This window comes from Bacillus sp. FJAT-18017 (assembly GCF_001278805.1).
Taxonomy (GTDB): domain Bacteria; phylum Bacillota; class Bacilli; order Bacillales; family Cytobacillaceae; genus Bacillus_D.
Map to the genome: position 1 here is coordinate 3,341,437 of NZ_CP012602.1, position 25,915 is coordinate 3,367,351.

At 43.3% G+C, this 25,915-nt stretch carries 24 protein-coding genes and 1 other annotated feature; of the genes, 1 reads left to right on the plus strand and 23 read right to left on the minus strand.

The annotated features are described in order from the left end of the window. The first annotated feature begins 214 nt into the window (after positions 1-214). Positions 215-703: a C40 family peptidase gene (locus AM500_RS15600; RefSeq protein ID WP_053600038.1), complete on the plus strand. Its 489-nt coding sequence runs from the start codon at positions 215-217 to the stop codon at positions 701-703. Positions 704-978: 275 nt separating this feature from the next. Here the strand turns inward: AM500_RS15600 and ileS are convergent, their stop codons facing one another. The 23 genes from ileS to spoVE form a co-directional block, all read right to left on the minus strand. Next, positions 979-3,759 carry an isoleucine--tRNA ligase gene (ileS, locus tag AM500_RS15605; RefSeq protein ID WP_053600039.1) on the minus strand — a complete coding sequence of 927 codons (2,781 nt, stop codon included), beginning with the start codon at positions 3,757-3,759 and terminating at the stop codon, positions 979-981. Positions 3,760-3,849: 90 nt separating this feature from the next. Next, positions 3,850-4,083, minus strand: a binding site (T-box leader). Positions 4,084-4,331: 248 nt separating this feature from the next. Further along, complete coding sequence (locus AM500_RS15610) at positions 4,332-4,847, minus strand: DivIVA domain-containing protein (RefSeq protein ID WP_053600040.1); 516 nt, start codon at positions 4,845-4,847, stop codon at positions 4,332-4,334. Between the two features lie 120 nt (positions 4,848-4,967). Beyond that, complete coding sequence (locus AM500_RS15615) at positions 4,968-5,741, minus strand: YlmH family RNA-binding protein (RefSeq protein ID WP_053600041.1); 774 nt, start codon at positions 5,739-5,741, stop codon at positions 4,968-4,970. Between the two features lie 72 nt (positions 5,742-5,813). Beyond that, entirely contained in the window at positions 5,814-6,086 is a 273-nt protein-coding gene (locus tag AM500_RS15620) for a YggT family protein (RefSeq protein WP_053600042.1), read from the minus strand. A 7-nt stretch (positions 6,087-6,093) separates the two neighbouring features. Continuing rightward, positions 6,094-6,531 (minus strand): cell division protein SepF, encoded by a 438-nt coding sequence (locus AM500_RS15625; protein ID WP_043933405.1) that lies wholly within the window; start codon positions 6,529-6,531, stop codon positions 6,094-6,096. Continuing rightward, positions 6,521-7,222, minus strand: a complete 702-nt coding sequence (locus AM500_RS15630; RefSeq protein ID WP_053600043.1) for a YggS family pyridoxal phosphate-dependent enzyme — start codon at positions 7,220-7,222, stop codon at positions 6,521-6,523. Before AM500_RS15630 ends, AM500_RS15625 begins: the two co-directional genes overlap by 11 nt. Then, positions 7,222-8,049, minus strand: a complete 828-nt coding sequence (gene pgeF, locus AM500_RS15635) for a peptidoglycan editing factor PgeF (RefSeq protein WP_053600044.1) — start codon at positions 8,047-8,049, stop codon at positions 7,222-7,224. Before pgeF ends, AM500_RS15630 begins: the two co-directional genes overlap by 1 nt. 62 nt (positions 8,050-8,111) lie before the next feature. Beyond that, the gene (locus AM500_RS15640) at positions 8,112-8,390 is read right to left on the minus strand and encodes a YlmC/YmxH family sporulation protein (protein WP_053600045.1); all 279 of its coding nucleotides are present in this window, start codon (positions 8,388-8,390) and stop codon (positions 8,112-8,114) included. A 620-nt stretch (positions 8,391-9,010) separates the two neighbouring features. Continuing rightward, a complete protein-coding gene (sigG, locus tag AM500_RS15645) occupies positions 9,011-9,790 on the minus strand; it encodes an RNA polymerase sporulation sigma factor SigG (RefSeq protein WP_043933409.1) in 780 nt (259 codons plus the stop codon). 184 nt (positions 9,791-9,974) lie between these two features. Continuing rightward, a complete protein-coding gene (gene sigE / locus AM500_RS15650; protein WP_043933410.1) occupies positions 9,975-10,694 on the minus strand; it encodes an RNA polymerase sporulation sigma factor SigE in 720 nt (239 codons plus the stop codon). 45 nt (positions 10,695-10,739) lie between these two features. Beyond that, on the minus strand, positions 10,740-11,675 hold the full coding sequence (spoIIGA, locus tag AM500_RS15655) for a sigma-E processing peptidase SpoIIGA (protein WP_053600046.1): 936 nt from the start codon (positions 11,673-11,675) through the stop codon (positions 10,740-10,742). A gap of 536 nt (positions 11,676-12,211) precedes the next feature. Beyond that, positions 12,212-14,005 (minus strand): carbon starvation protein CstA, encoded by a 1,794-nt coding sequence (gene cstA, locus AM500_RS15660; RefSeq protein WP_053600047.1) that lies wholly within the window; start codon positions 14,003-14,005, stop codon positions 12,212-12,214. A gap of 121 nt (positions 14,006-14,126) precedes the next feature. After that, positions 14,127-14,858 (minus strand): LytR/AlgR family response regulator transcription factor, encoded by a 732-nt coding sequence (locus AM500_RS15665; RefSeq protein WP_053600048.1) that lies wholly within the window; start codon positions 14,856-14,858, stop codon positions 14,127-14,129. Beyond that, positions 14,839-16,614 carry a sensor histidine kinase gene (locus AM500_RS15670; protein ID WP_053600049.1) on the minus strand — a complete coding sequence of 592 codons (1,776 nt, stop codon included), beginning with the start codon at positions 16,612-16,614 and terminating at the stop codon, positions 14,839-14,841. The genes AM500_RS15665 and AM500_RS15670 overlap by 20 nt, the downstream gene beginning before the upstream one ends. A 115-nt stretch (positions 16,615-16,729) precedes the next feature. Continuing rightward, positions 16,730-17,866: a cell division protein FtsZ gene (gene ftsZ, locus AM500_RS15675; protein WP_043933415.1), complete on the minus strand. Its 1,137-nt coding sequence runs from the start codon at positions 17,864-17,866 to the stop codon at positions 16,730-16,732. A gap of 111 nt (positions 17,867-17,977) precedes the next feature. Further along, the gene (ftsA, locus tag AM500_RS15680) at positions 17,978-19,264 is read right to left on the minus strand and encodes a cell division protein FtsA (RefSeq protein WP_053600050.1); all 1,287 of its coding nucleotides are present in this window, start codon (positions 19,262-19,264) and stop codon (positions 17,978-17,980) included. Positions 19,265-19,383: 119 nt separating this feature from the next. Continuing rightward, positions 19,384-19,746 carry a small basic family protein gene (locus AM500_RS15685; protein WP_043933417.1) on the minus strand — a complete coding sequence of 121 codons (363 nt, stop codon included), beginning with the start codon at positions 19,744-19,746 and terminating at the stop codon, positions 19,384-19,386. Further along, on the minus strand, positions 19,746-20,426 hold the full coding sequence (locus AM500_RS15690) for a DUF881 domain-containing protein (protein ID WP_053601743.1): 681 nt from the start codon (positions 20,424-20,426) through the stop codon (positions 19,746-19,748). Before AM500_RS15690 ends, AM500_RS15685 begins: the two co-directional genes overlap by 1 nt. A 113-nt stretch (positions 20,427-20,539) precedes the next feature. Then, complete coding sequence (locus AM500_RS15695) at positions 20,540-21,271, minus strand: DUF881 domain-containing protein (protein WP_053600051.1); 732 nt, start codon at positions 21,269-21,271, stop codon at positions 20,540-20,542. Further along, positions 21,219-22,010, minus strand: a complete 792-nt coding sequence (locus AM500_RS15700) for a cell division protein FtsQ/DivIB (protein ID WP_053600052.1) — start codon at positions 22,008-22,010, stop codon at positions 21,219-21,221. The genes AM500_RS15695 and AM500_RS15700 overlap by 53 nt, the downstream gene beginning before the upstream one ends. Positions 22,011-22,166: 156 nt before the next feature. Further along, positions 22,167-23,075, minus strand: coding sequence for a UDP-N-acetylmuramate dehydrogenase (murB, locus tag AM500_RS15705; RefSeq protein WP_053600053.1), 909 nt, complete (start codon positions 23,073-23,075; stop codon positions 22,167-22,169). A 91-nt stretch (positions 23,076-23,166) separates the two neighbouring features. Next, on the minus strand, positions 23,167-24,264 hold the full coding sequence (gene murG / locus AM500_RS15710; protein WP_053600054.1) for an undecaprenyldiphospho-muramoylpentapeptide beta-N-acetylglucosaminyltransferase: 1,098 nt from the start codon (positions 24,262-24,264) through the stop codon (positions 23,167-23,169). Positions 24,265-24,792: 528 nt separating this feature from the next. Then, entirely contained in the window at positions 24,793-25,899 is a 1,107-nt protein-coding gene (gene spoVE / locus AM500_RS15715) for a stage V sporulation protein E (RefSeq protein ID WP_442853975.1), read from the minus strand. Positions 25,900-25,915 lie beyond the last annotated feature (16 nt).

Consider the following 25,915-nt stretch of genomic DNA (forward strand, 5'->3'; position numbering starts at 1 on the left):
CTCGATGACTTCTAATGCATTTTAGCACAAACATGCAATGCTGCACAAAAATAATAGGATTTTCTAATAGGTACTTATTAAATTCGAGAAAACATGACCCTTTTTAGCAAATAATGTTGTCGAACAGTTCTTTATAAAAAGTTGAAACGAAATTTGATTCCTCTTCGACTATTGTGTTGTGTCAAACAAATTCACTTAATTGGGGGTCATCAAAATGGCAGTACGGTTTCACGTTTCAAAGGGGTTAATAGTATGGGGAGTAATATTGGCGCTGGTTGTTTCTATGTTTGCAGTTCCATTCACCAAGAAGGCGGAGGCATCCGTATCCTGGGGTCAGGAAGTTACCGAAGTTGCGAAACGGTATATCGGAACACCATATAAATGGGGCGGTACAACACCTAAAGGCTTTGATGCTTCAGGCTACACTCAATTCGTTTATAAAAAGTCTGCTGCAAAAATCAGTCTGCCTCGTACTTCAAAAGATCAATATAAGATTGGCAAAGCTGTAGCGAAGAAAAATCTTAAAGAAGGCGATCTTGTATTTTTCAACACGGATGGCAAAGGCGTATCATTTGTTGGTATCTATCTAGGCAAAAACAAATTCATCGCCGTTACTGTAAGCAAAGGAGTTTCTATTCAATCCATGGATTCGAAGTATTGGAAGGACCGCTATGTTGGGGCAAAGAGAGTCTTAAAGCAATAACCTTAATACACTATGAACGGATTTAAAGGTTTGGTCCGATAGTTCGCCCCTATTGGCCATAACCTTTTAAATCGGAGCCTTGTCCTGTAGCCCATTCCTATAGGGCAAGGTTTCTATTATATAAATAGTTTCTTTATTAGAAATACAAGGACCTTAGAAATTTTGATAATAATGAAAAGACGTATGCCAATTCATACGTCTTTTCTTGTGTGTTTTAATTAGAATGCACCCAAAATCAGAATCCTTTTTGGTACATTGAGGCTTTTTTCCAAGGTTTACTCTTGTGAACCTTCGTTTGAGTAGGATTCCTTTACAACACTAGCGCAACGCGGGCATAGTGTAGGATGATCAGGATCCTCGCCAACCTCTGGGGTAACAACCCAGCAGCGTTCACAAGTTTCGCCTTCAGCTTTTGTTACAACTAGTGCGGCATGCTCAAGCTTGATTGCATTCTCAGGCGCTTGGTCATACGTACCTGCAACTTCGAATCCGGATACAATAAACAGCTGTTTAACATCCTCATCAATCGAGTCGAGCAAAGCCTGGCTTTTTTCATTAACATATAAAGTCACCTTCGCAGTCAGGGACTTGCCGATGACTTTTTCATTACGCGCTTCTTCCAATGCTTTTAAAACATCGTCACGAAGCTTCATGAATGAAGTCCACTTCTCTTCAAGTTTTTCTCCATTAGCCATATCTTTGTGTTCCGGCATATCTGTCAACTGTACGCTTTCTTCCTCGACACCAGGGATAAAGTTCCATACTTCATCGGCAGTATGCGAAAGAATTGGCGATACAAGCTTAGTCAACGAAACAAGCGACTCATACAGGACAGTCTGGATAGCCCGGCGTTCCTTATTGTCAACCGCTTCAATGTAGAGAACATCTTTGGCAAAATCGAGATAGAATGCACTTAAATCCAGTGTACAGAAATTATTTACTGCATGGTAGATGACAGAATACTCATATCGTTCATAAGAATCCCTTACCTGTTTAATTAGCTTGTTCAGCTTAACGAGCATGAACTGGTCAACCTCACGCAATTCTTCATACGGTACCGAATCTGTTGCGGGATTGAAATCAGCAAGGTTTCCGAGCAAGAATCTGAACGTATTCCGGATTTTGCGATAAACCTCTGATACCTGTTTCAGGATGGCATCGGATACACGGACATCCGACTGGTAGTCTACTGATGATACCCACAGGCGGAGAATGTCTGCACCCATCTGGTCCATTACCTTTGCTGGCACCACTACATTACCCAGTGACTTACTCATTTTCCTGCCTTCACCATCAAGGGTAAAGCCATGGCTAAGCACTCCCTTATATGGAGCCCTTCCTGTCACTGCTACTGCAGTTGATAAAGAAGAGTTAAACCAGCCGCGATATTGGTCAGAGCCTTCCAGGTAGAGGTCTGCAGGGCGCTGCAGGTCTTCTCTCTCTTCCAGTACTGCCTGGTGGGAAGAGCCGGAATCAAACCAGACATCCATGATATCCGATTCTTTCGTGAACTTGCCATTTGGCGATGCAGGGTGTGTAAACCCTTCTGGAAGCAGATCGTTTGCTTCTCTTTCAAACCAAATATTTGAGCCATATTCACGGAACAAGTTTGAAACATGTTCAATCGTTTCATCTGTGATGATTGGCTCGCCGTTTTCACCATAGAACACCGGGATTGGCACACCCCAGACACGCTGGCGGGAAATACACCAGTCACCACGATCACGTACCATATTGAACAGGCGGGTTTCACCCCAAGCCGGCACCCATTTCGTTTCCTTGATTGCTTCAAGCAAATCATCACGGAAATCCTTGATGGAGGCAAACCATTGGGCTGTTGCCCGGAAAATAACCGGCTTTTTCGTTCTCCAGTCATGTGGATAAGAGTGAGTGATGAATGAAAGTTTAAGCAGGGCGCCTGATTCTTTAAGAGCCTCTGTAATTGGCTTATTAGCTGTGTCATAAAATAGACCTTCGAAGCCTTCAGCTTCTTTTGTCATAACACCTTTATCGTCAACAGGGCTTAGGACATCGAGGCCATATTTCTGGCCGACCTGGAAGTCGTCTTCCCCGTGGCCAGGAGCTGTATGGACACACCCGGTACCAGCATCTGTCGTTACATGCTCCCCAAGCATTACCAACGAATCACGTCCGTAAAGCGGGTGGGCAGCGACAACATATTCAAGGTCGCTTCCTTTAACCTTCTTGGTCACTTCCCATGATTCCCAGCCAATTTCTGCCGCAACTGATTCGAGCAGTGCTTCAGCAACAAGATAGCTGCCGCCGCCTGCAGTAACTACAACATAAGTTAACTCAGGGTGTACTGAGATTCCCAGGTTAGCAGGAATAGTCCAAGGTGTTGTTGTCCAGATGACAATGCTTGTATCTGTGTCCAGGACGCCTTTTCCATCTTTCACATTGAATCCAACATAGATCGATGGAGACTTTTTATCTTTATATTCAATTTCAGCTTCAGCGAGGGCGGATTCACTGGAAGGAGACCAGTAAACAGGCTTAAGGCCTTTATAGATATAACCCTTTTTCGCCATTTCCCCAAACACTCTGATTTGCTGTGCTTCATACTCAGGCTTAAGCGTGATATAAGGGTTTTCCCAGTCTCCCCTGACTCCGAGCCGTTTGAACTGTTTTCTCTGGCTGTCGATTTGCTCCAGAGCATATTCCGTGCAGAGCTTACGGAACTCGGCAATCGTCATTTCCTTGCGCTTAACACCTTTATTGGTCAGTGCCTGCTCGATAGGAAGGCCATGTGTATCCCAGCCAGGTACATAAGGCGCATTATAGCCTGTCATTGATTTGTGGCGAACAATGATATCCTTCAAGATTTTATTAAGTGCATGCCCAATATGGATATCACCATTGGCATACGGAGGGCCGTCATGCAAAACATACATCGGGCGGCCTTTTGTCCGTTCCTGTACCTTGGCGTAGATGTTCATTTCATTCCATTTTTCCTGAATTTCTGGTTCCCGCTTTGGAAGGTTTCCGCGCATCGGAAAATCCGTCTTCGGCATTAACAACGTGTCTTTGTAATCCATTTCCTTTTCCTCCCGAAAATTGCTTCAAACTTTAGATTGGCTGTGGCCGCTTTTACGACTCTCGAAAAAACAAAAAACCTCCCCATCCCAAATAGGGACGAGAAGGTTTGTATACTCCCGCGGTACCACCCTGATAGACAGTTCAAAACTGTCCGCTCAAACATCCGTAACGTGGATGTGACGCCTGTGCTTAGTCAGCAGATGCTTTTCGGCACGGGGCTCCAGGGTGATATTCAATTATTCCTGCCTTTGCCGGGCTTCCACCATACCCGGCTCTCTGGAAAAAGCTGATGAATAATTTACTGTCCCTGTCATTGCCATTAATTATTGTCTAGCTCCAATGCCCAGCGCCTAGTGTACTTCGGTCCCCTCGTTACGATAAGTCAACATCGATTCGCTTACGCTCATCGTGTTTCCTTTATCTCCTTCGAGGCCCTCCACAAGGAAGGCTTCGGAAGCATATGCATCGCACGAAGAAAATGCGTTTTGTGCATTTTCGAGGAGGCCATACGTCGCTTAACGGGCATTTACGCTTTTCATTTTAAAAATTATATGCGAAACGCTGGTAAACGTCAAGCGAGCGAGTCTTCTTCCTGGCTTGATTTCAATTCGGCTGCATCGACCTGATAATCAAGGAGATGATCCCAATCGTCGTTATTGATCATATCAAGCTGTGCTTCAATCAACATTTTGAAGCGGGTCCTGAATACTTTGGACTGCTTTTTCAAATCCTCGATTTCAAGGGCAATCTTGCGGGCTTTTGACAGCGATTCATTAACAATCCTGTCTGCGTTCTTTTCGGCTTCTTTAATGATTAGCTTTGCTTCCTTCTGGGCAATGCGCTTTACTTCCTCAGCTGCTTCCTGAGCAATGATAATTGATTTGTTGAGAGTCTCCTCGATATTGGTAAAATGACCGAGTCTATCATTCATATCATTTAATCGTTCTTCCAGGTCCTTCTTCTCCCTGAGGATCAGTTCATAATCCTTGATTACCTGATCGAGAAATTCGTTTACTTCATCCTCATCGTATCCCCGGAACCCTTTATTGAATTCCTTATTATGAATATCTAACGGCGTTAATGGCATGACGCCACCTCCCTAATTGAGTTCTTTATCTGCCAATCCGGCGCATCAGCCCGTTACGAGCTTTATATGTACTATTTTGTTATTCGACAGAAACAGGCATTTTCCTGCATATTTTAAAGATTATTTTTGTTTCCCCACTGTTATACGCCATTTATCTTTCTTCGTCTTACCTTCAATAGACTGGATTTTCACTCTGCCATATCCGCGGACTGAAATCATGTCGCCTTCACCACACTCAAAAGCCGTGTTTTCTGTAACAGCCCAATTCACCTTGGCTACTCCCTGCTGAATCAAAAGCTGGGCTTTTTGTCTGGAAATATGGTGAATTGCCGCAAGAACAGCATCAAGTCTTAATGAACTGACGGTGGTAGTGTCTTCTGACCACGTTTCGGCAGGCATGATAGCTTCAGTCATTTTAGCTTCTGTCAGGCTTACCGAAGCCCGGCCAACTGATTCAAGCTGGCTCATTACATAGGGCGACACCTCAGACGCACAAAGAAATTGGACCTTATTGCCATCAGCAAGGATATCGCCAAATTTTTCACGTTTCAGTCCTAGTGACATTAAGCTTCCCAGAACCTGAGGATGTTCTATTGTTACAAATTTTGAAGCGTATTTTATTTCGATTAAACTGATTTGAAAATCCTCCGAGCTGCTTAAGGCATAATCGGGAAGCAATAATGCCCTCTTTCTTTCTGCATAATCAGGGCCACCATACAGTTCTAAACGGATATCGTTGTTATCCCCTATTAAAGATTTCAGAATATGCTGCTCTCTTGGGTCGAGAAAATCAGTAAGCCTGGGCGCATACGAATTCTCGACTGTGTCTTTCCAATTAAGGACCTGATCAATAAATTCACGTTCTTGAGGTCTGAAATGCTGATAAATATTCATTTGAGACTCCTTATGTAGTAAACCTGCAATTAAAAAGGACTGGCTCTTTTCAAGCCAGTGCATTTTAAACTTTTAAAAATTGTTAGTGAGCCATCCGAATACACTTCTCAACCCAGTACTGGCCAAATTTAGGGTTATGATTGCGACAATCGGAGAAATATCAATCATGCCTAGCGGAGGGATGAACCTCCTAAATTGCTCAAGGTACGGTTCACAAATCCTCGCCAAAAATTGGCCGATTGCTGACTCACGCGCATTCGGAAACCAGGACAACAGTATATAGATAATCAATGCCCAATAATAGAGACCGATTATATTTTCAAGAATATCTAATACAAACTCCATTTACTCCTTACCACCTCGAATCTTGAAAGTCACTTTCTTGCATCAACTCGGAAATATTGCCAGAAACCTCAACATTGTCCGGAGTACAAAGGAAAATGCTTAATCCAATCTTTTGAATGTCGCCACCTATAGCATATACTGTTCCGCTAAGGAAATCGACAATCCTCTTCGCCTGATCATGCTCAATCCTTTGAAGATTGACAACTACTGCACGCCTATTCTTCAAATGATCGGCAATTTCCTGCGCTTCGGAATACATTCTTGGCTCAATCAAAACAACTTTAGAAGACTTCTGCACGCTCTGAAGAGAGACGACATTCTGTGTCTTCACAGCAGTCTGCTGCTTCTGGGGCCTCAACGGTTCAGGCTCTTCAATGTAATCCTCTTCCTCGTCGTATTGGTCATCCAATAAAAAGAATGTCTTGAATTTTGATTTAATGCTCATTTACCTGCACCTCCGTATCGTTTTTCCCCACTAGCGCTGTCCCAATCCGGATCATTGTAGCCCCTTCTTCAACAGCAAGTTCGAAATCATTTGACATCCCCATCGATAATTCCCTGCAAGGCGCGTATGGGAGACCCATTTCCTGAACGCGGCCGCGTAACTCTCTCAGGTTTCTAAAACATTTTCTCAGAACTTCTTCTTCATCCGTAAACGGAGCCATTGTCATTAATCCCTCAACAACAATATTCTCAAACTTGACAAGCTCCGAAATGAAGTCAATTGCTGATTCAGGACTTAGACCGTGTTTGCTCTCTTCGCCAGAAACATTCACCTGTACTAGGCATTTGACAGGGCCACTCGCTCGCTTATTGATTTCTTCGGCCAAAGATAGCCTGTCCAGTGAGTGGATATAATCCGCTTTGCCAATGACAGCCTTGACCTTTCTCGTTTGCAGTGTGCCAATAAAATGAAATGCCGCCCTGCCTTCAAGGTGTTCCCATTTGGCAAGAAGCCCGTCATCGCGGTTTTCACCGATATCTGTAAGCCCCGCTTCCACTGCTTCGATTGCTCTCTCTATACTGACATATTTAGTTACAGCAATAATCCTAATATCCCCTGGGTCTCTTTCAGCCCTTTGGCAAGCATCTTTTACTCTTGCCTGAATATCCCTGAGGTTTTTAGCTACTTCCATTACTTCTTGGCACCCTCTCTCCAGCCTATGAATCCAACCATCCTCCCAGTCTTGCCTAAATCCCGGCGATGAGAGAAAAAGCTTCCTGAATCACAGCTGGAACAATAGTTACTAATTGTTATGTTCTTTTCCGGTATGCCGCTCTCAAGGAGAAGCTGCCGGTTCATCTCTTTCAAGTCTAAGCCATATTGGCCTGTACTAATCTGATTATATGGCTTTTTTTCGACATGTTCCAGTCTCTTCTTTACAAAAGATAAAACATAATCATCTACAATATAACATTTTTCGCAAATAGATGGGCCAATAGCAGCCAGGATATCTGACGGTTTAATTCCCTCAGCCTTCCATGCCTTCACCATTTCCGGCCCTATCCCTGATACCGTGCCTTTCCATCCGGCATGGGCGACGCCGGCCATCTTGAATTCCGGAGCAATGAAATAAATCGGAACACAATCAGCAAAGCAGAGTGAAAGCAATAGGCCGGTTTCATTTGTATAAAATCCATCTGTATCTTTGACAGAGCTTGTATATTCATCCGCACCTTTTCCCATGTGGGAACGGGCAGCCTTTACTATATTGGCGCCATGAGTTTGTTCCGCGCAAACCCATGATTCAAGAGGAAATCCTACAATATTAGCAATAATTTCTCTGTTTTTCACTACGCTACCCTGATCATCGCCAACATGGTAGCCGGTATTCAGACTCATAAAAGGCGATTGGCTTACGCCGCCATTTTTTGAAGAAAAGCCAGCAACGAGGCCAGGAAACTTTTCCATCCATTGCTCTAAAACAAAAACCGTTCCTTCTTTGGAGATAAATGGTTCCATGGTGGCTCCCTTGTTTTTTTCTCTAGTGTATCACAAGGGAGCTTTTTGCGGAACTGCAGAACTCAACTAACGGTGTTTTCTTCCTCTTGTGCAGACTTTTCTCTTAACCCAGCTGTCCTGACCAAAATAACATCCTCTCCAATTTTCAATATATTCGGCCAGGGAATAATCATATCTTCATCCTTCCCGAAAAGCCCCAATACTTTGCCTGTTCCTCCAATAACAACGGATTGGATCTTCCCGGAAGCCAGGTTGATATCTATATCTGTGATATTGCCAAGCTTCTTCCCATCAGCAACATTGATGACATCCTTCATCTGAAAATCTGATATACGAATCATCTTTACCCACTCCTGTCCTGTTCTATTAAGAATATATGTTCAATGGGCTCGTCTATTGAGGGATTTAAATAAAAAGATGAAATTTATACTATATCGGGTCAACTTAAGTTTTTGGCTGTTTTGCTTTAATGAATGACAGTTTGAGCTCCTGACAAACATGAAATGTCACTCATGGTATTTTGAATAACATTTTGACCTCCTGACAAACATGAAATGTCACTCATCGCCTCTATGAATGACATTTTGACCTCCTGGCAAACCCGAAATGTCACTCATCGCCTCTATGAATGACATTTTAACCTCCTGGAACACGTGAAATGTTACTCATTTTTAGCTAAGGTTGTTTTATAGGATAAAGATGTTTATTTTAAAAAATGTCTTCGTAAACTAATTGCTTTTAGGAAAGAAATTTTATGGAACCAAGTTGATTGTAGCGGAAGGCGGGAAGACTCGTTCGAAAATGCAAAAAGCGCATTTTCTCCTGCGATTATTATTCTTGGAATCTTCCCACTGAAGAGTGGAGATCAACGGACTTTTGTACCAAATACAGAGATAATCACACCTCTCTTTTGGTTTAATCATTGAAATCAACAAATTTAAAAGCTGCCCCTAGAGGCAGCTTAGCTTTGGATGTTCTTATTCATTTGTTTGATCGCAGCCTTTTCAAGCCTGGAGACTTGGGCTTGTGAGATACCTATTTCTTCGGCAACCTCCATTTGGGTTTTCCCCTGGAAAAAGCGTTTTCGCAAGATAAGCTTTTCCCTTTCGTTCAGGCGCCGCATCCCTTCTTTAAGGGCAATTTCTTCAATCCAATTTGAATCTTTATTCCGTTCATCACTGAGCTGATCCATGACAAAGATTGGATCTCCGCCATCATTGTAGATGGGCTCGAATAATGAAACAGGGTCCTGGATGGCATCCAGTGCAAAAACGATTTCTTCATGAGGTACTTCGAGTACCCTGGCAATTTCTTCGGCTGTCGGTTCCCTTGAGGTTTCACTCATCAGCCTTTCTCTTACCTGGAGGGCTTTGTAGGCAATATCCCTCAGCGACCTTGAAACACGAATTGGGTTATTGTCACGCAAGTAGCGGCGGATTTCCCCAATAATCATTGGAACTGCATAAGTTGAAAACTTTACATTTTGACCAAGATCAAAATTATCAATCGATTTCATCAGGCCGATACAGCCCACTTGAAACAGGTCATCAACGAATTCGCCACGGTTGTTGAAACGCTGGATGACGCTTAACACAAGCCGCAAATTCCCGTTGACCAGCTTTTCCCTTGCGGATATGTCCCCTTCTTGCATTTCCTTGAAAAGCAAACGCATTTCTTCGTTTTTCAATACCGGAAGTTTGGACGTATCAACACCGCAAATTTCAACTTTATTCCGAGTCAATGCCTTTTCCCTCCTTACAGGAGCTGCTGTTCAAAAAACAGTATCTCCGCGGAAAGGAAAAATATGCAGGCACTCATGCCTCTGGTACCACGTTCAATTAACTCAAGCCAAGTCCTATAAGGAATTAATGGAAAAAATTTTTTTTGAAAAAGACAGCATTTTTAAAATCACTTTATCAAATTCATTAAACCATTTTATTGAATTCTTTCCTTAGGCGTTTTATGATTCTTTTTTCCAGCCTTGAAATATAGGATTGAGATATCCCAAGCATATCAGCGACATCCTTCTGAGTTTTCTCTTCTCCATTCACAAGTCCGAATCGAAGCTCCATAATTTGCTTTTCCCTGTCTGATAATTGATGAAGTGCTTTGGCGAGAAGTTTTCTGTCTACATTTGCTTCTAGATCCTTTGTGATAATATCCTCATCTGTCCCCAAAACATCCGATAACAGCAGCTCATTTCCATCCCAATCAATATTCAGCGGTTCATCAAAAGAAACCTCTGAACGGATTTTATTGTTTCTTCTTAGGAACATCAGAATTTCGTTTTCGATGCACCGCGAAGCGTATGTAGCAAGCTTGATTTTTTTCTCGGGATTGAATGTATTGACTGCTTTGATCAGCCCTATTGTTCCTATCGAAATCAAGTCTTCAATGTTAATACCGGTGTTTTCAAATTTGCGTGCAATGTACACGACAAGGCGCAAATTACGCTCAATCAGGATTGACCTTGCTGCTTTATCACCGCCAGGGAGTTTTTTTAGGAGAACTTCCTCCTCATCCTTACTAAGCGGCGGGGGAAGGGCTTCACTGCCTCCTATATAGTAGACCTCATCCTTTTTTATACCAAGCTTGATTAACAGTCTGGTCCAATAATAGGATATTCGTAGTTTCCATTTACTCAAAGTGTCTTCCTCCTTCTAAATTATGTATCTGTGAGTATATTTATATTAACTTGCTACACCGGGCCCATTATCGGGTACTCCGGACAGCAGTTTCGGATGGACAATGCATTCAAAGGAGCCATCAGCAGATAGCTTTTGCATAGTGAAGGATACAAGAGCCTTCGTTGTTGTAAATGACTGCCCGTTTGCATGAATTGAAACTTTATCAGGCCTTATTGCAACGACCATCTGATGCTCTTGTCCAACTACTGAGTAAGGAACTATTCTCATCCGGCCTTCCCACCCCTCAGGGATGGCTTTTTCACTGTTAATCATTTCATCAGCTGAAGCTGTAAACATCTTAAAACTTTGAGGCAATTCCTCGATTCTTTCCTTTATGGATGCAAACATGACAGGCAGCCGTGACAAAGGATCATAAAGCTGATTGCCACTGTCTACCAGACCGGAGAAATGATAACACTGTTCGTTGATAGTTATTTCTACAGTTACGAGCTGATCGTATTTGATTTTTGCCATTTCAATGTTTCCAATGCGATTTTTTGAGAAATGCCAAGCAATCGGAAAGCCGAGTACAATGAACAGCCAACTGACCGGGTCCCCCAGCCCCGCAGAAGCCGATGCAAGGAATTCGGAAGCAGCTCCCTCTGCAGTTTGGAAATAATAATGGGCGCCCATTAGCGCTCCGCCTATCAGGAAAGTTGAAAAGTATAAGGCCAGGAGTGCTGAAAAGAAAAATTTCAATTGTCTGTACCCAAATGTAGCGAGTACCATCAGGATCGAGAATGCAAATTTCGTTAACGGATGGGTTGCATAGTAGCCAATTGAAGTGAAATGAAGCAGAATGATCAAGGAACCTAGAAGACCACCGGCAGCAAGCCGCCACATACTGACTCGACATTTTATAATCAGCGCGGCAAGACTAAGCAAAAGGCAATCAAATAAAAAGTTCAAAGCCCATATAACATCCAGATAAACAGTCACACGCTCCTCCTTTCTCCCACTCTTAACGGGAAGTAGAACCCCACCTCAAGATTCAAAGGTAAACAAGAACATTAGCGGGGAATAACAGCCCGTAAAGATCTGATTGATGAACTTAGATTTTTCTTGAAGCCGCTGGCTTTGGAAAAACCAATCCCGCTTTGCGCGAGACTAACCATCAGTGAAGGTTGGCAACCCCCAACTGAAGGAAGGTTCACTTAATTAGACCTTAACTTAGGGAACCGTGTTCTGTTTACGAAAAAGTATAGCCTATCTGAGAGTTGGAAGTGTGTCACTTCCTGTATGTGAAATTAAGGAAATTTCAGCTGATGTATGCAGTTTTTGTCAGTATTCCTGATAGGTTTAGCAGGAAAGCTCTTTTGGATTTTTTCTCAATGGAGATATTGGTGCAAGGGGAAATTAGAAGTTATACAGAAATAACGGAAAAAGAACCGGGTTCATTCCCGGTTCTTTTTCTCGTAATTTTTTGTACCTCAGCCAGGAGAAATTTTCATCCGGCTTATAAAAGCTTAAAATACTTATGCTGCTTTTGCATCCAACAGCCTCGTCGAAGAATTCCAAACTTCAATCCATTTTTTGATAGCTGTAACCATGATTACTATGCCAAGTATCAGCATGATGATTGATAATATACCGTTCAGAACATTGTACCCTGCTGCTGCAGTGTTCAGGTAGACATTCGTAATCATCCAGTAGCCTGCGTAATTGACTGTTACAAATAGATATGCCAATGGAATTAAACATGTAAGCATATAGCGGCGCTTGTCGGCAATTTTCAAGATAACGGTAGCTCCGATAATCAAACCGATTGAAGCCATCAGCTGGTTGGATACGCCAAAGAGCGCCCAAACCGAACCGATATCACCGGAGTAAAGGAGATAGCCCCATAAGAAGCACGCTAGCGCGCTAGCAAAAATCGATCCTGGTACCCAATCAGTCTTCTTCAAAGGCTTGTAAAAATCCCCAAAGAAGTCCTGAATTAAGTAGCGGGCAACACGCGTACCCGCATCAATTGCTGTCAGGATAAAGACAGCTTCGAACATGATGACGAATTGGAAGAAGTACGCTGCCATATTGCTGAACCAAGGGATTTCAGTAAATATATACGTCATCCCAACTGCCAACGTAACAGCACCGCCAGTACGCCCTTCAAGATCCAGCCCGATTTCCCTTGCCAATTCAGGCAGATTGACCACGTTCATTCCAAGTGTTTTAAATACTTCAGGTGTAGAGTTAATTGCAAAGTAATCACCAGGGTGAAGTGCTGTTGCTGCAATCAAGGCCATGACACCGACAAGAGATTCTACCAACATAGCTCCGAAACCGACTGCCTTAATATCGCTCCAGCGGTCAAGCATTTTCGGTGTTGTACCGGAACCAACGAACGCATGGAAACCAGAAATCGCGCCACAAGCAATAGTGATTGAAATAAATGGCCAAACAGGGCCGGCAAGAATCGGTCCGCCTCCACCGATAAATTCGGTAAATGCTGGCATTTCAATTGCAGGATTAATGAAAAATACACCGATAATTAAAGCAATGAATACACCGATTTTCATAAAGCTGCTCAAGTAATCCCTAGGTGCAAGCAGCAGCCAGACAGGCAGAGCAGCAGCAAAGAATGCATAGATTGGAAGAATGATAGCAAGTGTTTTAGTATCTAAGGTTAACAACTCGCCTAATGCAGTATTCTGGATAGAAGGCCCTGCCAGAACACATGCCATAAGGACAATAAAGCCCACTGTAGTAGAAACCTTTAAGTTGCCGGTCTTTTTATAATAAAGACCCATTACCATCGCAATCGGAATGGTCACACCAACGGCGAAAGTGCCCCACGGATTGTTCTCTAGTGCATGGAGGACAACCATGGATAAGCCAGCCATCGTGATTGTAATGATGAATAACATGGCAAGGCCTGTACAAAAGCCAGCAACCGGGCCAAGCTCCTCTTTCGCAACTTCAGAGAGCGACTGTCCCTTCTTACGCATTGATGCAAATAGAACTACTGCATCATGGACAGCACCACCGATAACCGCTCCGATTAAAAGCCAAAGCAAACCTGGCAAATAACCAAACTGCGCTGCAAGGATTGGCCCTACCAGAGGCCCTGCTGCGGCAATCGCTGCAAAATGGTGGCCAAAAGTGACCCATTTGTTTGTAGGGACATAATCTTTCCCATCGTTCAGTTCATGTGCTGGTGTTGGTTTGGAATCGTCCAGTTTTAACACTTTTACAGCCATGAAAGTTCCATAAAGCCTGTAGGCAATCACCAAAACACAAATGGATCCGATGACTATAGAAATCGCATTCATCTATATAACTCCCCTTTCCTTTTCAAGATGATTTTATCGAAAGAAAGCGCTTTATTGTGCGTTTTCGGATAAAATGCAGAAATTCCGGGGTAAAAAGCAAAAAGTTCTGATTGAAATGCAATCAGAACCCTAGAATTGATTTTATTTCCTTTGCATATGTCCGGCTTACAGGAACCTTCTCGCCGTTTTCAAGAACGAGATTATAAGTCGAATTAAACCACGGTTCAATTGCCTTCACTTTATCAAGATTGACCAAATAAGAACGATGTACCTTGCAAATGTCGGTATTCTGCAGTTTTTTTTCAAAACTGATCAATGGATCGGCGGTTTCCAGCCGGTCCTTTTCTGTAACAATTATTGTTCTGCCTTCTAGAGCACTAATATAGACAATTTCCTTGACATTGAGAATCAAAATTTTATCATCAGCTGAGATAGCAAGTCTTTCAGGCTTATTGATTATCCTTGGATTTAATTCCTGTTTTATTGGATCCTTGATTATCAGTTTTTCAAGCTTTTCAATGGTCTGGCGGACTCTATCTCCATCAAATGGCTTTAAGATATAATCAGCCGCATTGAGCTCAAACGCTGTCAATGCATAGTTGTCATAAGCTGTCGCAAACACGATAAACGGAGGTTTCTCCAGCTGATTTATCCACTTTGCAATTTCAAGGCCGGTTTCTTCAGCAAGCTGGATGTCAAGGAAGATAACGTCCGCGCCTGCCTTTTGCAATCCTGTCAAAGCCTCACTAATATTTTCGGCTTCCCCTGCAATTTCAACATAGCCTGTATCTTTAAGTAAAAATGCCAGTTCATCCCTGGCTAGCGGTTCATCGTCAACTATAAATGCTTTCAAGGTTTTCTCCCTCCTTTTTGGAATAGGATAACGGCAAGGCGATTGTTACAGTTGTCCCAATGCCTTCGTCGCTTTCAATCTTGAATGAGCCGGAATGGCCGTACAGCTCTTTTATCCTTTTTTTGATATTCCAGAGGGCAGTGCCGCTCCCCTCCTCAGACTCAACCGTATCCGCTCCAAGAATTTGAAGCTTGGCAGCACGGATTCCATTTCCATTGTCCTGCGTGACAATATACATTTTTCCTTCTTCTGAAAATGCAGTGACTGTCACTCTTCCAACAGATTTTCGTTGGAACGCATGGCGAATCGAATTTTCAACCAGAGGCTGAAGGATAAATGGGGGAATTAAACTCTCCTGCAAGTCAGGGCTCACGTCGATTTCCACCTTATATTTATCAGGGAAGCGCGCCTGTTCAAGGGACATATATGCTTCAAGATGCTCAAGTTCCTTTTTAAGAGGTATCAGCATGTGATTTGCTCCCTGTAAATTGCTCCTGAAAAAAGTACTTAATTTCAACAATAACTTCCTCGCCTTTTCTGCATCAGTCCTAATCAGACTTGAAATGGTATTCATTGAATTGAACAAGAAATGCGGGTGCACCTGTGCCTGAAGGGCTTTGATTTCAGCGTCTTTCAAAAGCCGCCGCTGCAACTCTGCGTCTCCAAGCTCCAATTGGGTTGAGAAGAGCTTGCTTAGGCCTTCTGCAAGCTCGCTTTCAGCCAAATCCAGCCTTTTTGGGTTTTTATAATAAAGCTTGAGTGTTCCAATTGTCGTTCCATTGGCTTTAAGTGGCAGGACAATGGCAGCGTGAAGCGGGCAGCCCTTATGATTGCATTGGATTTCCTCTGTGGACTTGGCCTTGAGGATTTCTCCTTCGCAAATAACCTTTTTTGTTAAAAGAGTCACCATTTTCTGGCCTGCAATATGATGGTCCCCACCCTCCCCAACATGAGCGAGAACTTCATCCTGGTTGGTTATGGCAATTGCATCAGCGTTCGTCCATTTAAGGATAATGGTTGCGGCATCCGTTGCGGATTCGGTCGATAACCCCTGTCTAAAGAAAGGCAGTGTCTGTTGGGCAATATATAGAGCTTTATGTGTTTCGAGTACACGTGTCCGTTCTTCTTCCTGAACCATCGCCTGAATCATTAGCATAAACAGCAATGTACCAAAGGCATTAATTGAAATCATTGGTATAGCAATCAGACTGACGAGTTGATATGCTTCGGCAAAAGGCCTGGCAAGAAGAAGTATGATTCCCATCTGGGCACCTTCCATTAGTAGTCCAATTATCACTGCCTTCATATCAGAGTTTTTGCCTTTCACATCAAAACGCCTGCCTATAAGGCCGGCGACCACTCCTGCTATTAAAGTTGAAATGGCGCACGCTTCAGCGGTAAAACCTCCAAGTGTTAAACGATGAAGACCAGAAACAAGCCCAGCACCAAAACCGACAAGCGGACCGCCCAGCAGGCCCCCAATTGCAACCCCCATGATTCTTGTGTTTGCAATAGCCCCATCATCTTCAACACCAACCTGCCAAACCTGCGAAGTTATTTCGCCATGGTCAATCTCAATCCCTGTATAATTGCTGATTATCCCGAAAAGCCCAAAGATGAGAATAAGCATCATCTTCTCTTTCAGACCATGCTCATTATGGATGACCTCCCTGAAGGAACGCATCCTTGAAAGCAGGAATGTGACAATAATCAGTATTCCTACTCGTTCTAACATTAATGGAAGCAATTCAGCCATTTATGCATCCACTCCTTACTATCTTGAGGAGAAATTTGCAATACGACTTGCAGTATTTCACCTTAACCTTGAAAAACGGCATGCCCTTGGGGCTATGCCGTTTGTAGAGATGAAATTATCTTCTTCTGTTACGGTTGCGCAGGAAGGTTGGAATGTCCAGAGCATCTTCCTGTGATACAGATGAAGGCCTTACCGGCTCCTGGACAGGTTCCTCCCGCTTTGGTTCCCTTTTCACAGTCCCCATTGGCGCCTTTTGCTGTCCAAATGACGGTCTTGCTGAAGGCCTCTGTTGGATTGCTTCTTCATTGAAACCTGTTGCGATAACAGTAACAAGGATTTCATCCTTCAAATTTTCATTGATGACCGAACCGAAGATCATGTTGACTTCCTGGTCGGAAGCGGATGCGACAATATCAGCTGCTTCCTGTACTTCATAAAGGCTCAGGTTTGATCCCCCTGTGATATTCATCAGGACACCCTGTGCTCCGTCAATTGAAGTTTCAAGGAGAGGAGAGCTGATTGCCTTTTTAGCTGCCTCAGCTGCACGATTTTCACCTGAAGCAACGCCAATGCCCATCAGCGCGGAACCTTTGCTGGACATAATTGTTTTTACATCCGCGAAGTCAAGGTTGATTAAGCCCGGAACCGCGATAAGGTCGGAAATACCTTGGACCCCTTGGCGCAGAACATTGTCAGCTTCACGGAACGCTTCGAGCATCGGAGTGCTCTTGTCGACAATTTCAAGCAGTCTGTCATTTGGGATAACAATTAATGTATCGACCGCTTCCTTCATTCCGGAGATACCCATTTGAGCCTGGCCCTGGCGCTTTTTGCCTTCGAAGGTAAACGGCCTTGTGACAACTCCAACTGTTAATGCGCCAAGATCCCTTGCAATTTGTGCAATGACAGGAGCAGCCCCAGTGCCTGTCCCTCCGCCCATGCCGGCAGTAACGAATACCATGTCGGCTCCGCGAAGCGCTTCTTCAATTTGTTCTTTGCTTTCTTCAGCAGCTTTTTTCCCTACTTCAGGATTTGCGCCAGCCCCCAGTCCCCTGGTCAGCTTTGCGCCAATCTGCATTTTGACTTCTGCTTTGGAAAGGTTCAAAGCCTGTGCATCCGTATTTACAGCGATGAATTCCACCCCTTGGACGCCATGTTCAATCATTCTGTTTACTGCGTTATTCCCTCCGCCTCCAACACCAATTACTTTTATGGTTGCTAGCTGGTCTAAATTTGTATCAAACTCCAACATGCCATATCCTCCTAATTCGTCCAATTTCCGTGTAATGGGAATACCTGTCCCTTAATGGCCCGATTTGGCTAGCTGCCTGCTGGAGAAACCCCCACTTAGCAGGCAGTTACCTTATTCAAAAAAGTAACCCAGGAATTTTTTAACCTTTGATGTCATTTTCTCTTCGGGCTGCTTTTCCTGCTTTGGTTTCGGCTGCTGCTTAACCTGTCTCTTTTCTTTCTGCTCGGAACCCTGAGGAATTTTTACAGATTGGACTGTGTACCCTTCCAGCCTGTTGTTTCTCGCAGCGTATTTGATGAGCCCGACACCACTTGTATATTGAGGCTCCCTAACCCCGATATAATCGGGTACAGCCTTTCTTACCCTGTTCTGGAATACTGCCTGGGCAAGATCAAGGATACCATCTAAGTTGGAGACCCCTCCAGTCAGAACGTATCCCCCTGGCAAGTCACGTATACCCATTCTTTTAAATTCATGAAGTACAAGCTCGAAAATTTCTTCCAGCCGCGCTTCAATGATTTCGGAAATTTCAAGCTGAGTGAACTGCTGGTGCTGGTCGCTCCCGATTACAGGGACACTGAACACCTCTTCACCAGAAGCATCCTCGTAAAACGCATGTCCATATTTAATCTTGATCTTCTCAGCGTCCTCTGTTGAAGTCCTGAGGACAATTGACAGGTCCTTTGTTATAGTGTCCCCCCCGATAGGGATGACACTTGTGGCTTTAAGGTAGCCCTCTTCAAATACAGCGATTGTCGTGGTGCCTCCCCCTATATCTAGAAGGACTGTACCAAGGCTTTTTTCATCATTCGAGAGGGAGAACATCCCGGCCGCAAGCGGCTGGAGTGTTATATCGAGCACCTCAAGATTGGCACGCTCCACACACCTTAGTACATTATGTAGGATTGTCTTGTAACCTGTAATAATCGTACCTTCCATTTCAAGTCTGACACCCATCATATTGATTGGGTCATTAATTTCATCCTGCCCGTCCACTATGTATTGCCTTGGGACAACATCAATAATTTCCCGTTCAGGCGGTATCGAAACAACCTTTGCGGCATCCTCGACACGGTAAATATCCTCACGTGTAATTTCCTTATTCTCGCTAGATACGGCAACTACTCCATGGCATGGCTGAAGCATAACATGGTTGCCAGTGATACCGACAATGACTTGGCGAATCTCCATTCCTATCATTCTCTCAGCCTGTTCAACTGCTTTATTGATAGAATGAACCGTTTCTTCTATATCAACAATGGCACCCTTCCTGAGGCCAGCTGATTTTACATTGCCAACTCCGATAATATTTAACGAGTCATTGACTTTTTCACCAATGATCACTTTTACACTGGATGTACCGATGTCAAGACTAACAAATATTTCATTGCTGTTCATCCTATGGCACCTCCTTTAGAAACCCTTCTATTTCTACTTTTTATTGTTCATAAAATTGTAAATATATATTTATATTATAAAAATATTCGTCAGAACAAAATGATTCCCTTTAAAAAAAATCAATTTTTTTCTGTTTTTTCACGAGCTGTTGACCATTTTGTCAATAATAACCTTCGGATTACGGCAATATTTTGAAAAAGCCGGACTCCAAACGCAAAAACAGCAGCTAAATACAAGTCTACACCAAGATGGACTCCCAGAAAAGCTAAACTTGCCGCAAGGATGATGTTAAAAAAGAACCCGGAAACAAAAACTTTTTCATCATAGATATTTTGAAGATGGGCCCTGACTCCCCCGAAAAGGGTATCCAACGCTGCTAAAACAGCAATCGACAAATAATTAGAGTATTCATCGGGAATCCTGATGTCGGTCATAAGACCGAGTATCACCCCAATAATAAGGGATAACAGCGGAAGCCACATTATGGTTTGCCTCCTTCACCGGATCCGGCCGGTTTCATATTCGATACTTCAATTTCGCTATCATATGCTTCGATTTTAATTTCCTGAATAGGTTCAGAGATTGTAAGTCTTAGATTTTCAATGAAAAACTCTTCCGCCGCCTGGGAAGCTTTCATTTTATTGGACAATTTTTCGGCATCCATTGCATTTTCCGCCAAGACCTTGACTTCAATCGGCAGCTCACGAAGGCTATGGCCATCAATTCTCGTTTCCCCGCTAATCTCACGAATGACGGTTGAATTGATTACTCGCTGCCCATCAATCGAGATATGTTTAGCTTCATACATATTCAATTCATTTGTAAGCCGCTTTAGTAAATCCGGAGTAATCGTGTTACTGATAGGATCACCTAGCATAACCTCTTCGAAGACAGGTTCAATCGTCAGAATGATTCCGGGGCCGGCTGCTTCAGTCATTCCGGCTTCCTGTTTCAATTCCTCTAGCGTTTCCTTCAGGACCTGTCCCTTACCTTGCTGTCTCATTGTCTCATATCCTGCAAGTTTTTTCTCGGTAGAACGAATCTCAGACAGCAAATCTGATTGAAATTTCTTTTCTTTAAGCAAATCTTCCCTTAGCTGCCAAATATCCCGGGTATCACGCGCTATTGGCTCCTTGATTGACTGGAATTGAATTGCAATCATAAAACCAATAATGGCAGCTATTATTGCAAAGCTTGTGATTTTATTTTTGGGTTTGTCCACTGTGTTCACCTAACCTTTTCTGTGGACATTTACTGTGGCGAAACTACACCAACTTACAGTATCGGATCCAAGGAAATCAGATCGTTTTTTTCCAATGTGAATATAATGTTATCATTAACCAGTTGATCCCGGATTCCGCCCGTCATATTCAAAGCTGCCTCCATTACCCCAGGGTCCCCTATTGCTGTTACTACAAAAGGAGCAGGGTGCTGCGTTCCATCAACGGTTATAACTGGGCCGTTGCATACTATGTAAGATTGGCTAGTCAGCCTCTGGCCATTAATTGCTACAGCAGAAGCACCTGAAACATATAATTCATTTACAACTTTGAAAACGTGATACTCGTGGACAAGATAATCATTGATATTTGGCTGTTCAGCATCATACTCGCCATCTTCAAGCGTAACTTGCACCCCGGGCCCTTGCACTTTAACCCTGCCAAGAAACATTCTGTACTTTTCAGCTTCCTCAGCTATCTCGGAAAATGTCTCCTCTTGGTTTGAAAGAGCTTTTTCATTTTCAAGCACCTGTGCTTGCTTCTTGTTAAATTCCTTTTGCAGTTTTCGGTTAGTTTCTTCCATAGATATCAACTGATTTCTCAGGCCTAATGTCCGCTCATACTGTTTCCCGGTAACAGCGGGATTCCGTTCTTCATTCTCGACTTGTGTTAAATGATAAGAAAAGGCCATCATATATCCAAGTACAAGGCATACAAGGGATAGAATTACTTGATTACCCTTCACCTTCAGTTTCTTCAAGGCCTTCCTCCCCTTCCTCCTTTTCATATGCCCTAAAAAACGAACCAACTTCCAGGTCAATGACTCCCTTAACTTTCGGATCAAGCTGACTGGCAATGGATGGATAATGAACCATTTTATCAACAAATGTCCGCAGTGAGGCACTGACTTCAAATCCGTCATTCATAAACAGAGAAATATGGTATTCATCTGTCTTTTGAGGGGTATAGTGGATTTCAGAAATGGAGTTATAAACTTCTGCGGGAAGATTTTCAAGTGATTTACACATTACATCCAGGACCTTGCCTTCTTTAAATCCTGATAGCACAGGTGCATTCACTGTCAAAGGTGCTCCCTCTATATCTTTTAGTATCCGGCCGTTTTCCATAACAGGATAAAAATCTGATTCTTTGACGATATATGCAATCCTTTTATATTCCTGAATATTTATCATAATCGTATTAGGCAGCTGAAGTCCCACTTTTGCATCTTTTATTTCAGGAAGCTTTTTCAATTTATCTCGAACCTTCTGCTTGTCCACTTTCCAGATATTCGTCTCGGCGGTAATTCCTGTGGCTTTTACAATTGTCTCTTCTGTATAGGCCGCATTGCCGCGGACTTCAATAGTTTTAACATGACTGAGGGGAGATTGAATATAGATAACGCACAATATAAGGATAAAAAACATGAACAGCAATAAAATAAGCCTTCTGTTTGCCTTTTTCCGCCTTTGCTCCTTAAGCTTCGGAATTCTGTCTTCCAAAGTAAGAACTTTCCCCTTTTGCATGCATTCCACCTCCGACCAAGCTGGTGCCCATATCTTTTTTAATCGAAAACAACGGCACGATAGTTTCATGCCGTCGTTTCTGCAAACAGCTTTTTAACCAGATTTCAATGGAAATATTATAGCACACAAACTCCAGCCATTTAGATATATTTCCTGCTATTTTCTGCCGATTATTTCAACTTCTGTTTCCATCTTAATATCATATGATTCCAGAATGACATCCTTGACATGCTGAATCAGGGCAAGGACATCCTCTGCCGTTGCATTGCCATCATTCACAATGAAATTCCCATGCATTTCAGAAATTTTCGCTCCGCCTATCCGGTGCCCTTTTAATCCCGCAACCTCAATTAGTCTCCCAGCATAATTAGGGAGCGGATTCCGGAAGATACTTCCCGCGCACGGGTAATTCCATGGTTGAGTTTCTTTTCGGTAATCTTTATTCTTCTGAAGTTCTTTAACGATGGTCTCTTTTTCTCCCTGTTCGAGCTGAAAGACTGCTTCGACAACGATTCCCGGCTGTTTCTTTTGCAATACGGAGGAACGATAGGAAAATTCAAGTTCCTCATTCGAAAGCCACTCCATGCTTCCATCCTCAAATAGGATATGGGCTTTCTTGAGGATTTTGCTGATATCCGACCCGTGAGCTCCCGCATTCATATATACCGCACCCCCGACCGAACCCGGGATGCCGCCTGCAAACGCTAAACCTTTTAACCCTTTCCTGCTTATGGAAGTTGCCATTGAAACAAGCGATTGCCCGCCGCCCGCAGTTACCTCAGTGCCGTTAATTGCCAGCTTATCAAGACCAGGACCGAGTTTCACAACAATACCTTCTATTCCTTTATCGGAAACAAGCAGGTTCGAACCTCTCCCTATCGCCCTCCAGGGGACATTGTGATTCCGGACAATTTCCATCGTCTTGAACAGGTTCTCCACGGAAGATGGCTCGACAAACAAATCTGCAGGCCCGCCAATTTTTATTGTAGTGTGGCCTGCCAGTGGTTCCATATTCTTCACCTTGCCTACACCGGCAGATTCCAATTCTCTTTTCAGCTCATCCATAAGATCCTCCCTATCTTTGCGTAATAGAGTTATTGCATACTATGCAATGTAATTCATTGGGTTACAGCCCATCTAATGCCTATATCCTATCTTATTTTTGGGAAACAAGCTCCCTCATGACCTTGTAAAGCCTTTCGGCGGCATCCTGGACCCCAAGTTTACGTGCTTCCTTTGCCATGGCTGTTAATTTTTCTTTATTCAATGTGATGCTATCAATGGTGCTGACCAGCTTTTTGCCTGACAGTTCTTTTTCTGCCAGAAGTACTGCCGCCCCCTTATCACTAAGGGAGAGCGCATTTTTTTCCTGATGGTTATTGGTTACATACGGACTAGGGATCAGGATAGCCGGGATACCAAGCGAAGTCAGCTCTGCCAGGGTGGTTGCACCTGCGCGTGACACGACCAAATCAATGCCTGCTAATACATCGGGCATGTTATGGATAAATGGTTTAATAATTACGTTGTCAGGGCTGCCAAGCAGCTCTGCTTCCTTCCTAACATCCTCATAGTGGACATCGCCTGTGACATACAGAACCTGATATGGTTTTGAAGCAAATTCTCCAAGGGATTGTACAACCGCCTCATTGATAGGACGAGCGCCCCTGCTGCCTCCGAAAATAAGAACTGCAGGCATTCCGAGCTTGAGACCAGTCGAAAGGCGCCCTTTTATTCCGTCGCGCCCTAAAACCTCCGATGCTCTTGGGTTTCCAGTGAACACAACCTTCTCTTTAGGAAAAAAGCTGGCAGCTTCCTCAAAGCAGATTGCTATTTTGTTCACATACCGGCTTAGGAATTTATTTGTAAGCCCTGGTATACTGTTTTGTTCGTGGATCACTGTAGGTATCTTTAGTTTGGATGCTGCATAAACGACCGGCCCACACACGTAGCCGCCAGTACCAATCACGATATCCGGTTTGAATTCTTTAAGGATTGTTTTACTTTTTTGGACACCCGTTAGGAATCTCAATACTGTTTTAATATTTTCAAAGGATAGCTTTCTTTTAAAGCCTGTTATATGTATAGATGCAAATGGAATGTTCTCCCTGGGAACGAGTGTGCTTTCAAGTCCTTTTTCTGTGCCGATATAAAGGAATTCTGCATCAGGATCCTTTTTTTGAATTTCTCGAACTAGTGCAAGTGCCGGATAAATATGTCCACCGGTACCACCGCCGCTAATGGCGATTTTCATGTTTCCACCTCTTTTTTATATCTTTCAATGCAATGCCAGCAGGGCCAATAAAAAGCACCCACTCTATTTACCCCCATTCTACTATACTTTAAACCAGGAAACATCGAAAAACACTAACGTTTCTATGGAATCACTGTAGTTTTTTTCCTAATGCCTTACCGACCTTAATTCCTGCGGTAGCAATGGTAGTGGATAAGTAGGGTACTTAAAGTTTCAGTTCGGCTTTTTCATTGGTGACATTTTGAGATAATCTCCAAAGCAAAATATCATCAATAGGACTCCTTGGCAACATTTTGAACCAATTTCAAAAGCAAAATGTAACCAATAAGTATTCTTGATGACGTTTTGACTTATTTTCCACACCAAAATGTAACTTATAAACCTTCCTTGATAACACCTTAACCCTTTCTTGCCTCAATACAAAAGTACGACAGGACGGTGTTGATAATATTAATGCCTCCAATATAACCTTTATTTTCATGGAACCATTCTATAAAAAAAAGACCCTATAAAGGATCTCAGTCTTTATTAGATTTTCACATGCCGGCTTATATTCAAAAGCACACCAATTGCCATTAGCATCAAGGTTAGCGAAGACCCCCCATAGCTTAAAAACGGCAGGGTGATCCCAGTGACAGGCATAAGTCCGGTTACAACACCAATATTGATCATCACCTGGATAGCAACCATTGCAATGATTCCTACTGCCAGGAAACTACCGTACAAATCCGGGGCACCAAGTGCGATTCTGATTCCCCTCCACAGAAGGAGGGCAAATAGAATCAAAATGAATGAGCCTCCGATAAATCCTAATTCTTCTGCCAAAATAGCAAAAATGAAGTCCGTTTGCGGCTCTGGTAAATAGAAGAACTTCTGCCGGCTTTCCCCTAGCCCCAGGCCGAACAATCCACCCGGGCCAATTGCGTATAATGATTGAATCATTTGGAAACCCGCACCAAGCGGATCTGACCACGGGTCTAAAAACGAAGTAATCCTTTTTATCCGATAGGGAGCCGAAATAACGAGAGCCGCAAATCCAGCAATCCCTAACAGCCCCAAGCCGGCAAAATGGAGGATCCGCCCTCCGGCGACAAAAATCATCACGATACAGGTTCCAACCATAACAGTTCCCGTTCCAAGGTCCGGCTGAAGCATAATCATTGCAAAAGCGAGAAAAACCAGGCCGAGTGAAGGAACGAGCCCCTTCCTGAACGATGTAATCATTTTTTGTTTTTCAGATAAATATTTTGCCAAAAAGGCTATCATCGCAAGTTTCATAAACTCGGAGGGCTGTATTGAAAAAGCTCCTACCCCAATCCAGCTTCGGGACCCGTTCCGTTCAACACCAATGCCGGGAATCAAAACAAGGACTAGCAGGACGAAACAAATGATAACAGCCACTTTTGCCCAGGTACGCCATGTCTGATAATTTACATTCATAATAAAAAACATCGCAGCAATCCCAACTCCCGCAAAAAGCAATTGCCTCTTTGCAAAGAAGAAAGAATCACCGAAATTGAATTCCGCCTGAATTGCACTGGCACTGTATACCATCATAAGGCCTATGGCCAGCAACGTGAACGTGATGATCATAAGGATTATATCAGGAGTATTCTTTTTTACTGGCACCGCCATACACCTCTGCCCGCTA